The sequence below is a fragment of the Cytobacillus sp. IB215665 genome (assembly GCF_033963835.1).
Classification (GTDB): domain Bacteria; phylum Bacillota; class Bacilli; order Bacillales; family SM2101; genus Nanhaiella.
Genome location: NZ_JAXBME010000001.1, coordinates 135,794 through 148,577, shown reverse-complemented (window position 1 = coordinate 148,577; position 12,784 = coordinate 135,794). Strand labels below are relative to the sequence as shown.

The 12,784-nt window shown below is 35.2% G+C and carries 11 protein-coding genes and 1 pseudogene; 3 read left to right on the top strand and 9 right to left on the bottom strand.

Features of this window, described 5'->3' with window-relative positions; translation table 11 throughout:
- Positions 1-434: 434 nt before the first annotated feature.
- Complete coding sequence (speB, locus tag SLH52_RS00645; RefSeq protein ID WP_320207379.1) at positions 435-1,310, bottom strand: agmatinase; 876 nt, start codon at positions 1,308-1,310, stop codon at positions 435-437.
- 39 nt (positions 1,311-1,349) lie between these two features.
- The gene (gene speE, locus SLH52_RS00640) at positions 1,350-2,177 is read right to left on the bottom strand and encodes a polyamine aminopropyltransferase (RefSeq protein ID WP_320207378.1); all 828 of its coding nucleotides are present in this window, start codon (positions 2,175-2,177) and stop codon (positions 1,350-1,352) included.
- Between the two features lie 289 nt (positions 2,178-2,466).
- On the opposite strand from speE, the gene SLH52_RS00635 reads away from it, so the two are divergent.
- On the top strand, positions 2,467-4,533 hold the full coding sequence (locus SLH52_RS00635; RefSeq protein WP_320207377.1) for a PBP1A family penicillin-binding protein: 2,067 nt from the start codon (positions 2,467-2,469) through the stop codon (positions 4,531-4,533).
- Between the two features lie 464 nt (positions 4,534-4,997).
- On the opposite strand, the gene SLH52_RS00630 is transcribed toward SLH52_RS00635, so the two are convergent.
- Both SLH52_RS00630 and SLH52_RS00625 read right to left on the bottom strand, forming a co-directional pair.
- The gene (locus SLH52_RS00630; RefSeq protein WP_320207376.1) at positions 4,998-5,510 is read right to left on the bottom strand and encodes a YwhD family protein; all 513 of its coding nucleotides are present in this window, start codon (positions 5,508-5,510) and stop codon (positions 4,998-5,000) included.
- Between the two features lie 78 nt (positions 5,511-5,588).
- Positions 5,589-6,254: a site-2 protease family protein gene (locus SLH52_RS00625; protein ID WP_320207375.1), complete on the bottom strand. Its 666-nt coding sequence runs from the start codon at positions 6,252-6,254 to the stop codon at positions 5,589-5,591.
- Between the two features lie 351 nt (positions 6,255-6,605).
- On the opposite strand from SLH52_RS00625, the pseudogene SLH52_RS00620 reads away from it, so the two are divergent.
- A pseudogene (locus SLH52_RS00620) lies at positions 6,606-6,833 on the top strand (2-hydroxymuconate tautomerase); the annotation flags it as partial.
- Between the two features lie 116 nt (positions 6,834-6,949).
- On the opposite strand, the gene SLH52_RS00615 reads toward SLH52_RS00620, so the two are convergent.
- The 3 genes from SLH52_RS00615 to SLH52_RS00605 form a co-directional block, all read right to left on the bottom strand.
- On the bottom strand, positions 6,950-7,456 hold the full coding sequence (locus SLH52_RS00615) for a YwgA family protein (protein WP_320207374.1): 507 nt from the start codon (positions 7,454-7,456) through the stop codon (positions 6,950-6,952).
- Between the two features lie 119 nt (positions 7,457-7,575).
- A complete protein-coding gene (locus SLH52_RS00610) occupies positions 7,576-8,889 on the bottom strand; it encodes an HD domain-containing protein (RefSeq protein WP_320207373.1) in 1,314 nt (437 codons plus the stop codon).
- A 166-nt stretch (positions 8,890-9,055) separates the two neighbouring features.
- Positions 9,056-9,283, bottom strand: coding sequence for a DUF1450 domain-containing protein (locus tag SLH52_RS00605; protein ID WP_320207372.1), 228 nt, complete (start codon positions 9,281-9,283; stop codon positions 9,056-9,058).
- 434 nt (positions 9,284-9,717) lie between these two features.
- On the opposite strand from SLH52_RS00605, the gene SLH52_RS00600 reads away from it, so the two are divergent.
- Entirely contained in the window at positions 9,718-10,353 is a 636-nt protein-coding gene (locus SLH52_RS00600; protein ID WP_320207371.1) for an RsfA family transcriptional regulator, read from the top strand.
- A 391-nt stretch (positions 10,354-10,744) separates the two neighbouring features.
- On the opposite strand, the gene SLH52_RS00595 is transcribed toward SLH52_RS00600, so the two are convergent.
- Both SLH52_RS00595 and pta read right to left on the bottom strand, forming a co-directional pair.
- Complete coding sequence (locus SLH52_RS00595; RefSeq protein WP_320207370.1) at positions 10,745-11,587, bottom strand: biotin/lipoate A/B protein ligase family protein; 843 nt, start codon at positions 11,585-11,587, stop codon at positions 10,745-10,747.
- A 26-nt stretch (positions 11,588-11,613) separates the two neighbouring features.
- On the bottom strand, positions 11,614-12,591 hold the full coding sequence (gene pta, locus SLH52_RS00590; protein ID WP_320207369.1) for a phosphate acetyltransferase: 978 nt from the start codon (positions 12,589-12,591) through the stop codon (positions 11,614-11,616).
- Between the last annotated feature and the right edge of the window lie 193 nt (positions 12,592-12,784).

Genomic DNA, 12,784 nt, shown 5'->3' with positions numbered 1-12,784 from the left:
AATACATTTGCTAGTTTTCACTCGGATTTGCTGTTTCTATACGATTGTTCAATAACCATTATCAACTTTTCCAGTTAATCTTAATGTTATCATTTCAAATTAGTAGTAATACCAGGTCATTGATTTACTAAAATATCCCTGATGCTTTTATTAGCTGAATTATACCTCTTACTGTCCAAATTCAGTTCTTTACTGTCCAATATCGGCGCTTTACTGTCCAAAATCAGTGCTTTACTGTCCAAACTCATTTCTCTACTGTCCAAAATCGGCGTTTTACTGTCCAAACTCATTTCTCTACTGTCCAAACCTCATTTCGATATTAAAGAAAAAACTGAACTTTTTTAACAAATAGTTCAGTCTTTTACACAAATTTTGAATGGACTTAAATTCAATGACATCAAAGCGCAGATTAAGTAATTACTGTCTTTGAAACATTACTTCTTTACCCAACCGAGTAAAATTTCACGCACAAATTTACTAGCAGCAATTTGTGTTTGCTCAGTCGGATCATACGCAGGTGCTACCTCAACTAAATCGGTGCCTATAATATTTAGCTTAGAATTTGAAATAAGTGTAATGGCATTCAATAGCTCTTTTGAAGTAATTCCCCCAGCTTCAGCAGTACCTGTTCCAGGAGCATGAGCAGGGTCTAAGACGTCAATATCTATCGTTACATATACATTCCGACCAGCAAGTTTAGGTAATACTTCTTTCAATGGCTCAACCACATCAAATTTAGCCATATACATGCCTGAATCCTTTGCAAATTGGAATTCTTCCTTCATTCCTGAACGAATGCCGAAAGAATATACATTTTCTGCCCCAATCAGTTCACATGCTTTTCGAATTGGCGTCGAATGTGATAAAGGCTCACCTTCATATTCTTCTCGTAAATCAGCATGTGCATCAATATGAATAATCGCCATATCCTGATATTTGTTATACATCGCTTTAAAAACCGGCCACGAAACAAGATGCTCGCCACCTAACCCAAGTGGAAACTTATTAGCTTGTAGTACTTTGGTTACAAATTCTTCAATCATTTGTAGACTTCTCGCAGGATTTCCAAATGGAAGTGGAATATCTCCAGCATCATAATATTTTACTTCATCTAAATGTCTATCTACATACGGACTATACTCCTCTAGCCCAAGTGACACTTCACGAATACGAGCAGGACCAAATCTTGATCCTGGTCGGAAGCTAACTGTCCAGTCCATCGGCATTCCATAAATCACAGCATCACTTTCTTCTACCAGTGGATGGCTGTTAATAAAAACATTTCCTGAATAAGCTTCATCAAAACGCATTTTGCTTCCCCCATTCTAAAGATACTTCAATATTGTAAACTACTTCGTTAAGTCACTAACAAATTTCGGAAGGACAAAAGCTGCTTTATGAAGCTCTTGCGTATAATATTTCGTATCAATATCATGAAATCTACCATCTTCTACTTGAAGTGGATCATATTTCTTTGAACCTAATGTAAATGTCCATAGACCGCTTGGATAAGTCGGGATATTTGCAGTATATAGACGAGTTAGTGGGAAAATTTCTTTCACATCTTTTTGTACAGTTGCAATTAACTCTGGTTTAAACCATGGATTATCTGTCTGTGCAACAAAAATCCCATCCTCTTTTAAGGCTTTTGAAATCCCTGCATAAAAACCCTTTGAAAATAGATTGACTGCAGGACCAACTGGTTCAGTTGAGTCTACCATAATAACATCATACTCATTTTCACTTTCGGCAATATGCATGAAGCCATCACCGACTATGACTTCTACTCGTGGATTGTCAAAGTGGCTCGCAATGCTCGGTAAGTATTTCTTTGAATACTCAATAACTTTACCATCTATTTCCACTAAAGTGACTTTTTTGACACTTGGGTGCTTAAGAACTTCACGGATTACCCCACCATCTCCACCCCCTACAACTAGTACATTTTCTGGATTAGGGTGAGAAAATAACGGTACATGGGCAACCATTTCATGATAAACAAATTCGTCCTTTTCAGTTGTCATAACCATGCCATCGAGAACGAGCATATTTCCAAATTGTTCAGTTTCGATCATATCTAATTTTTGAAAGTCAGTTTGCTCTGTATGTAAAGTACGCTTAATTTTCGCTGTTATTCCATAACTCGCAGTTTGTTTTTCTGTAAACCATAGTTCCATTTGTTCCTCTTCCTTTCTATCTTTAAGCTTCTATTAGTTTTCCCAAACATGATCAGGAAATGTAAATAAGAAAAGCACAACGCGCAATACCACCGTTGCTCACACCTTACGAGTAACGGTGGAATGTTGTCATCCAAATCTTATGAGGCACTTTATACCGTCAGCAAGATATTAGCTAAAAAAATTATAGATGAATCTAGCAAAATTGCAAGCAAATTTTTTAGCAAGGTATAAAAAAGAAAAATCCACCCCATACTGTTTTTGTGATAGAAAGATGAGGTGATTAGTATTGGAAATCATCACAAATCAACGTTTTAAAAAAGCGCTTAAATATTTTAGAGCTCTTATTTTTGTTACTCTTATACTACTAATCTTAATGTCGATAACTTTAATTTCTCTTTTTACGTATGCAACCGTTAAAGGTGCCCCGCCGTTAACAGTACCGCAATCTACAATTTACTATGCAAATGACGATGTCATCATAGGTGAAAGCCATAGCAAAGAAAAGCGATACTGGATTTCACTTGATCATATTTCTCCTTCTTTAATCGCAGCAACGATTGCTATAGAAGATCAAAGTTTTTTTTCACACCCTGGATTTGATTTTAAGCGAATTGCAGGTGCTGCGATAGCAGATATAAAAGCGTTAGCCAAGGTTCAGGGAGCAAGTACAATTACACAACAATATGCAAGAAACTTATTTTTAGAGCATGATAAAACATGGAAAAGAAAATTCCATGAAGCACTTTATACCATTCGTTTAGAAATGAACTATAGCAAAAATGACATTTTAGAAGGTTATTTAAATACCATATACTATGGACATGGGACTTATGGAATTGAAGCAGCTGCTCAATACTATTTTGGGAAGTCAGCTAAAGATTTAATGTTAAGTGAAGCAAGTATGTTAGCGGGTATTCCAAAAGGACCGTCACATTATTCACCACTTATTAACGAAGAAAAAGCAAAAGATCGGCAATGGACTATATTAAATGCTATGGTTAATAACAACTACATTACAGAAAATGAAGCAAGCAAAGCCTATAATCAACAAGTACAATATGTCGAACAGCAAAAGGTTAAGCATGAAGAAGTAGGACTCTATTTCCAGGACATTGTAAAAAATGAACTAGTGAACAAACTAAACATTGATGAACGGATTATTGAAATGGGCGGACTTCACGTTTATACAACACTCGATATAGAGCTACAGAAGTTAGCTGAGGAATCAATTTCTAACACCATTAATCCTTCATCTGATATACAAGTGAGTTTCGTAGCTTTGGATCAATATACAGGTGAAGTAAAAGCATTGGTTGGAGGAAGAGATTATGATGAAAGTCCCTTTAATCGGGCTGTTCAAGCAGAAAGGCAGCCAGGGTCAACTTTTAAACCTTTTTTATATTATGCTGCTTTAGAAAAAGGTTTTACTGCCTCAACTAAGTTACGAAGTGAACAAACAACCTTTATCTTTGATGAAGGAAGAGCAACTTATACACCTCATAATTATAATAATTATTACGCCGATGATACGATTACATTAGCACAAGCAATGGCTCTGTCCGATAATGTATATGCAGTAAAAACTAATTTATATTTAGGGACTAATATTCTTGTAGAAACTGCAAAAAAATTGGGTATTACAAGTAAACTAGACAATGTACCGTCATTAGCTCTTGGTACTTCTCCTGTCAGGATGATTGACATGGTTCAAGCGTACGCTACTATTGCTAACAATGGAAAGCAGATACACCCTACGTACATCACAAAGGTTATTGATCATCATGGCAATATTATTTTTGAAAAGGCTCCATCATCTGAACAAGTTCTTGATCCAGACCTAGCATTTGTTACAACGCAGTTAATGAAAGGAATGTTTGATGAGAAATTAAACGATTATACGAATGTAACAGGTAGCATTATTCAAAATGATTTAACTAAGCTATATGCTGGCAAATCTGGCACTACAAAGACCGATAGCTGGATGATTGGTTATTCACCACAAATTGTAACTGGCATATGGACAGGTTATGACAGAGATTACACCATCGACAAAGTAGATGAAAGAGCTTATTCAAAACGTATATGGGCTAATTTTATGGAACAATCATTAATAAAGGAACCTGTGCTCACTTTTCGAAACTCAACTGGGAATCTTAAAAAAGTGTATATTAACCCGGACAACGGAAAGTTAGCCACAAAAGATTGTCCTATTACATTACAAATGTATTATGTTAAAGGAACTGAACCAGAGGAATATTGTGATGAACATTCAGATAAGCCGCCACTTGATAAAAAACAAACACCTATTGAGGATAAAGGTTGGTTTAAACGTTTTATTGACTGGTTTAATTAGGCTGTTTTTTTGAATTGTTGTTTTAAGTTTTAGAAAATAAAAACAGCTAGGGTTCGTGGCATCTTTTCTTCTATAAATGATGTGCAACTTGCTGATAATAGCAACAATCTTTAAGAAAAGGGCAATTATAAGTAAGCTAACAAACTTACTCCTACAAACAAGCCTACCTATTAAATAAGTAAAAAACCCTTAACTAATAATACATAGTTAAGGGTTTTTGTCCTAGTTTTTACATGTGAATAACATTAAAACTAAGTTTACTCCGATTCGTTTAAAACATCAAGATTAATCATTATAAAATCTGGCGCTTATTAATCAAGATGAGAAGATACGGTAAGTAACAGCTATCGTTATAACAGAAAAAGAAACTACGAACTCTAGTAGTATGGTTACTTCTTAATACGAAACACCAATCACTGAGAAAACAATCTTAAATTGTGATGACTCAAGAGGATATAATTGCATTATAATTGTAAATCATTCTTTAGCTGCTCACCAGATCTATTCCACATATCAATATTATGCTCTTGTAAAAATTCTGCTAGCACTTGCTTTGAAGATACATCCATGTGTTCAACAATAATGTGGCGCTTAAGCGATTTATCCATATTATTTACATGTTCAGGGAGAGATTTATACCCACGGCGTATGTCACGATCAACAGTCATTTCACATGCAGTTACACCTGTATAAAACGGTCCTTCCTCATTTTGTTCTATCGTAACCCAAACGAGCCAATATAGTTTTCCATTAGGTACTTCATCTCTGTTTGGTAGAAATTTTATCCCTCTTTCTACATCACTACGTGCATGCATTGCACCGATATCAACAACAGCAGATTTTTCTTCTGCATCAATAATAACAGGCGATATATTATCTAAGCTTAATACACCTACTCCAAACCCACCGTGGCCATCTGTCGAATCACTTTTTTTTATAATTGTAAACCCAACTTTTTTCTTGTTATCTTTTTCCATACCATATCTTCCTCCTTTGCGAAACTGCTATATTGAAGTTACTTCATTACACTGTAGTAACATGCCTTGCAAAATACACTAAAATATAATATTCATTATGATTGCTAGTATGTTATTAACAAAAGGAATAAACGTATTAAAAATCGGTTGAATTGTATATCTGTCTAAAGGTGTTATAACTAATATTAAAAAAATGAGCGCTCCATAATTTTCATACTGTGTCAATTTTGCCCGAATATCAGGTGGTGATAAATCTTCAATGACACGATATCCATCAAGTGGTGGAAATGGTAACAAGTTAAATACGAATAGAAGAACATTTAAATTTATTAGTATAATAAAAAACGAATATAAGCTGTCACCAAAACCTATTGGTAAAAGGCCAATGATACCAAAATGAACCATAGCATTCAAAATGAATAGCCCAACAAAAGCTATTACCAAATTACTTAACGGTCCAGCTATTGATACTAAGACACCAGCTAAACGAGGATTTTTAAAGAAGTAACGATTAACGGGTACTGGCTTAGCCCAACCAAAACCTGCAATAAATATTAATAAAGTTCCTATTGGATCCAAATGTGAAAGTGGTGAAAGTGTAAGTCTGCCTTGATTTTTTGCTGTCATATCACCAAATTTATATGCGACATAAGCATGAGCAAATTCGTGTAAGGTGAATGCTATTACTAAAGCAATTACTACATATGGGATTTGTTCAATAGGAAATGCTAAAAAATTGCTCACTTTGTTTCTCCTTTTTGTTCACTTTTTATACATGCAATAATAGTATACACAATTGACTATGAAAATTCGAATTGTTAAATTAAACGTGGTAGAATTAAAACAAAAAGCGGAGAATTTCTAACAAGCACTACAGCCTTAATACATAAGTGTACTTTTTACCTTAGAGCGTTAGGGAAAAGTGAGCCCAAGTATAAGGAGCTTAAAGCAATGTGGATACATCTTAATTTCTTAAAAACCGCGGAACCCTTATGCATGGAGTGGTTTGAGCTCTGTAGCTAAACTAAAAAAGCCCTTCGCTATGGATAGCGTCCATACTATGAATATAGCTCCTCCGCAAAGCACTTACATGTTAATTTTTATATACCTTACAACTGTAAAAAGGAGAGACATCAAATGCCATATATTACTGTCAAAATGCTTGAGGGACGTTCAGAAGAACAAAAGAAACAGCTTGTTGAAAAAGTAACTGCTGCTGTTTCCGAAACAACGGGTGCACCTGCTGAAAAAATTGTAGTATTTATAGATGAGATGACTAAAAGTCATTATGCTGTTGGTGGAAAACGTTTAAGTGATGAATAAAAGGTAGACATTAAAGGGATGAGTTATAAGCCCATTCCTTTAAGCTCTATTCATAAACTCTGTCAATTCTATTTTTAATAGAAAAGTGTCATGAAACAAGCAATGCGAAAACAGCCTTAGCTTGTTACTGACTTTTTTAAGACGTCAATATATGTTACTGCTTCTTCAAATTCTGCCTCTGAATAGTTTTGCTTACTTTTTAGCGTAAATACCTTTTCCTTCACTTCATCCTTACTTAAATCTTCAAAATAAATAATTGTAGAGACAAGCTCCAAAAATCTCGCATTTTGCTCATTTAAATCACAGATCCAATTTTGTAAAAAAGGCATGTCCAATTCATAGTGATTCAAGAATTGTTCTCCTGATTCAGTTAGTGAATATCGATACTGAGAGTACCCTGCTTTCTTCTCAATTTCTTCATGAATATAACCCAAATTACAAAGCTCTTCAACTCGTAATGTAAGCTCTTCCGAATAAGGTCCATAAAAATGAAAATTATATTTTTCATAAAATGGATCGTTCATTTTTTTTGCGATAAAAATCATCTTTTGAAGCTTTTTACGTCCGACAATCTCTCCTGCTTCCGAGAATGCTTTCATAACTTTTGCATGTTCTAATAACAATTCCGTTCATCTCCTAACGCCCTTTTAACACACCTTGAAAAAAGATTGGAAAAATGGAAAAATGGCTAAATTTATATAGGATATACTCGCGACAATATTGTCGTCCCTTTTAAATACATCTATGACTTAACCTTCGTATATAGCAATTCTGTTATTTTTTTCTTTATGTTTGGATTGGATGAACGATCTTCTAATAAATCCTGAGGGAAATAAAGTTTATGGTCAGTTCTACGCTTTCCAGAAATCGCTTCAACAATTTCTGACTCTCTCGATAGCTCATGAATTTCTTCGTTTGCCATTAATAATTGAATAGGTAATCTTTCCTCTTCTTCACCAGGACGGTAAAAATCATAAGGTAAGTCTGACGAGGAATCAACTACTAAATAATATTCAGCGTTAATGCCTGCTTCATTAAAAAGTTTTGTTAACTCAATTAATTTAGTCATTTCGTCATTCGATGGATTGAACTCGACATACTTAAATAAATTTCGATTTAAAAAACGTTGACACAAATCACGTAAAATAGCATCATCTTCCTCTTGCCACGCCTGAAAATAGTATAAGATCACGCCTTCGTCCAATTTCAGATAATCAGCAAGCGCAAGTTTATTCTCAAAAAATGAGTAAAAATGAACAGGTTGACTTTTAAATGAGTAGTTGTCCTTGTATAAGTGCATAGCTCGATGCAATATCTTCGTTAAAATAACTTCAGCACTGCGAGTTACCGGATGAAAATATACTTGCCAATACATTTGATAACGACTCATAATATAATCTTCTACAGCATGCATACCACTTTGTTTAATTACTACTTGATCTTCTCTTGGGCGCATCACACGAAGTATTCGTTCCATATCAAAGTGTCCATAGCTAACGCCCGTATAATATGCATCTCGCTGAAGGTAATCCATACGATCTGCATCTATTTGACTTGAGATCAAACCGACTACTAACTTATTTTCGTATGTTTTAGCTATAACTTCAGCGACCTGTTTTGGGAAATGTTGGCCAACTTTTCGCAAAACACGATTAACCTCTGTATCCTCACGAATAATTAATTGGGTGAAATTTTCATGATCAAGGTGAAAAACCTTTTCAAAAGAATGTGAAAATGGACCATGACCTAAATCATGTAACAGTGCCGAACACAAGCAGAGTAGCCGCTCTTCACTATTCCATTCTGGGCGGCCGTCAAATACGTCATCTATAATTCTACGAATAATTTCATAAACTCCCAGTGAATGACTAAACCGACTATGCTCTGCACCATGAAAAGTTAAATAAGTTGTACCTAACTGTTTAATTCTCCTCAAACGCTGGAACTCTGCAGTTCCTATTAAATCCCAGATGACTTTATCGCGTACATGGACATATCGGTGGACAGGGTCTTTAAACACCTTTTCCTCCGTCAGTTTTTCATTGGCATATGTCATCCAATTCCCTCTTTTCGTTTGACATATTTTATATTATATCTCCTAATCAATGACAAAAAAACTCTTGATTTTATCATTATTTATCACACTAAAGAAATTTATAAGCACATGGGAATAATCCGTTACAAAAGTAAAAATCACCTTATTCATGAAACAAAGGTGATTTTTACTTTTTCTTCATTTTTTTCTCTACCTTCTCGAGCAACTCATTTTCATCCTTTGCGGAAATAGGACGATTATTTACAAATGCAAATGCTTTTTTTCTCCCAGGTCCACAATAGGACTGACAACCTACATCTATGCTAGCATTTGGATCTATTTTCTTTAAACGAGGTAGTAATGTTTTAATATTTGTTGCTTGACAATCATCACAAATACGAAATTCATTTGCCATACAGTACAGCCCCTTCTAAAACCTTCTTCATGAATAACAATATAAATATATATCATTTCGTCAATGGCTAAAGGGTATTGTACATTTAATTGATTGGTAATGCAAGTGCTGAGTTTTAATTACACCATTTGGCAGAGATATTATCTTAATCTACTCGGAATATAGAGAATAAACTTCGCAATAACTTTATTGATTTTCTTCCCTTACATTTGAGTAGCTGATGTGTAAAATATGATTTTTATAGAATCAAAGGTGCCCCAACGTCTGTTATATTAGTGCTTAGCTCTTGAGTAAAGGGACATTTAATGCGAATAAAGCTTACTAAAGAAATAAACAGCCCGAAAGCAACCAAAACATAAAATAGTAAGTATAAAGAAATTTGAATTTGTCAAAGCTATTAATAAAATATTTTATAAAAATTGGGAGTTGAGAGTATGAAAGAAAGACAGGATGCATGGACAGAAGAAGATGATTTATTATTAGCTGAAACAATACTAAGACATGTTCGTGAAGGTAGTACACAGTTAAATGCCTTTGAAGAGGTTGGAGACAAATTAAACCGCACATCGGCAGCTTGTGGCTTTCGTTGGAATGCAGTCGTACGTAACAACTATCAGAAAGCGCTAGAGTTAGCAAGAAAACAACGTAAGCAACGACAACGCTCTTTAGGAAAGCACCAACAAGTTAAAAAGACTCTATTATATAAACCGACTGTTCCTTCTATTAAAGACTTAGGTATAAATGCTATAGAAAGTAATAAAGACGTTACACTCGATCAGGTGGTCTCTTTCTTACAATCATTACAACAAAACACTAGTAATATCGATTTTCTACATAAAGAAAATGAAAGATTACGAAAAGAAAATGAAGAAATGTCTAAACAAAATAAAACATTTTCAGAAAACATTTCAAAACTACAGCAAAGTTCTATATCAATACAAGAAGATTACGACACACTCATGAAAATCATGAATCGCGCAAGAAAGCTAGTTTTAATTGAGGAAGAACAAAGCCCGACCACAGCATTTAAGATGGATAAAAACGGTAACCTAGAAAAAATGGCGAAGTAGGAAGAAAAGCGAAGCCGACTTGAACTGCCTCGACAAGCGTTGGAACCTTTTCAACTGAAGACGCTTTATGTCTTCTGCTGAAAAGGTGAAACGACTCGAGAGGCAAGGAGGCGGAGCTGGACTAAAAGAAAAGCGCAAGGTGCCCGCTTATCGGCGACAAGCATAAGGCGAGCCGACTAGAAGATTGTTCTTTAACCTTCTCGTCGGTTTGGCTTATGACCTCGAGCCGATGGCGCCTGGAGCTAGACAAGTAGAAAAGCGCAAGCGCCTTGGTCATCCCCGACAAGCACTGGAAGCATTTCACTTGAAGGTGTTATTTGACTTCATGTGAAATGCTGAAGTGACTCGAGAGGATATACAATGGAACTAGATATATGAAAAAGCACCTAACCTAGATGTTAAGTGCTTTTTCATTGCGTTCAATGACTCTCTTATAATTGTGTTCAAATAATACTAATTCATCTGCTGTTAATTGAGAAGAATAGATAGACGTACTCATATTCTTTAGTGTTGTTAACAATGCTAGCATCATATCTTGAATTGTGCTTGATTCGCCTGTCAATTCGTTTAATGAAGCCATTGTTTCAGGCTTTACGTCAGGGTAAACATATTTTGTTTCGATGCCTTTGATTGATTTGTTATAAAAATCCTTAATCAAATTTGCACGCACTCCCCCACTACCAGTCACACAAAGATAAATTTGTACAGCTACTCCACCTCTAACCCTTCGTTGAGAAATTCCTGCAAATTTCTTTCCTGCTACACTTAGGTCGTAACTTCCAGGACAATATGAACCGATGATTTCCTTAGCCTCGATCTGTAAATAAAAACGAGAAAGCATATGCTTTACTAGTTCCACCATGGCATCATAGCCCCTATTTATATCGATCCCTTTTTCTGTATCTGGGAAAATGAGAGATATATTCAAAACTCCTTCATCTAAAACAACTGCTAAGCCCCCTGAATTCCTTACAATCACTCGATATCCTTGCGACTGCAAAAAACGAACTCCATCAGTTAAGAAAGGGAGCTTTGTATCTTGAATACCCAGCACAATCGTATTGTGATGAACCCATGTACGTGCTGTTGTCACAGATTCATTTTTCCCTACAGAAGAGCATAACGTATCATCAATAGCAAAGGATTGGAGCGCATTAAAGTGTGGACCTACACTAGATTGATCAATGATTCTCCATCTGTTTTGCTCTAATAAGCTCTTTGACTGAGTATACATAATATGCGTCCCCTAACATATTTTCATTATTTTTGCAGTGCTTGAGCCGCTGTAATAAGAGCTAATTTATAAACATCCTCTTGGTTACAACCTCGGGACAAATCGTTGACAGGTTTGTTTAACCCTTGCAATATTGGGCCTACCGCTTCAAAATTCCCTAGTCTTTGAGCAATTTTATATCCAATATTCCCTGCTTCAAGGCTCGGGAATATAAACACATTAGCATCACCTTGAATAAGTGCATCAGGTGCTTTCTTTTGTGCAACAGAAGGTACAAATGCTGCATCAAATTGCAATTCTCCCTCAACCATTAATTCAGGGTTTCTTTCTTTTGCCAAACGAACTGCCTCTATTACCTTTTCGGTTTCAGGTGATTTAGCTGAACCTTTTGTGGAAAAGCTGAGCATAGCAACTTTTGGTTCAATATTAAACATTTGCGCTGTATGGGTGCTCTCTATTGCAATTTCAGCTAAATCTTGACTGTCTGGCGATATATTAATTGCACAATCAGCAAATACATACTTTTCGGTATCACGAACCATGATGAATACACCTGATGTCTTCTTAACACCTTCTTTTGTTTTAATTATTTGTAATGCCGGACGAACTGTATCTGCTGTAGAATGGGCTGCACCACTTACTAACCCATGAGCTTTTTCTGTATATACTAGCATTGTTCCAAAATAATTTTCATCTAGTAACATTTTGTAAGCTTGTTCTTTTGTAACCTTGCCTTTCCTTCTCTCAACAAAAGCTTCGACTAACGTGCTCATTTCATCATATTGTTTAGGATCGTATATTTCTACCCCACTTAACGATACTTTTAGTGCTTCAGCTTTTGCTTGGAGTTCACCTGGATTCCCAATAATGATTGGCTTAATAATTTCCTCTTGTGCTAAACGGCTTACAGCTTCTAAGATTCGATTATCATTCCCTTCTGGAAAGACAATACGGATGTTTTCACCCTTAATTTTCTCTTCTAATATGTTGAATAATTGTGACATATGTTTTTCCTCCTTTGCTCTCATCATTACTCGTTATATTTAGAATACTTGACTATTACTGAAAATCAATAAATCTATCTTAAAATAACGCTTACATGAAAGAAGTTTATCTTTTCATAATTCACAAAAAAAACACATTTATACGTATGTTGGAGTAAATTTGTCAAAACTATATGCGTAGTCACACTTCGTT

Bases quoted from the DNA above. Each gene is read 5' to 3' on its own strand.
- SLH52_RS00610 (WP_320207373.1), bottom strand. From the start codon at position 8,889: ATGACATATGCCAATGAAAAACTGACGGAGGAAAAGGTGTTTAAAGAC.
- SLH52_RS00600 (WP_320207371.1), top strand. From the start codon at position 9,718: ATGAAAGAAAGACAGGATGCATGGACAGAAGAAGATGATTTATTATTA.
- speB (WP_320207379.1), bottom strand. From the start codon at position 1,310: ATGCGTTTTGATGAAGCTTATTCAGGAAATGTTTTTATTAACAGCCAT.
- SLH52_RS00605 (WP_320207372.1), bottom strand. From the start codon at position 9,283: ATGGCAAATGAATTTCGTATTTGTGATGATTGTCAAGCAACAAATATT.
- speE (WP_320207378.1), bottom strand. From the start codon at position 2,177: ATGGAACTATGGTTTACAGAAAAACAAACTGCGAGTTATGGAATAACA.
- SLH52_RS00595 (WP_320207370.1), bottom strand. From the start codon at position 11,587: ATGTATACTCAGTCAAAGAGCTTATTAGAGCAAAACAGATGGAGAATC.
- pta (WP_320207369.1), bottom strand. From the start codon at position 12,591: ATGTCACAATTATTCAACATATTAGAAGAGAAAATTAAGGGTGAAAAC.
- SLH52_RS00630 (WP_320207376.1), bottom strand. From the start codon at position 5,510: ATGGAAAAAGATAACAAGAAAAAAGTTGGGTTTACAATTATAAAAAAA.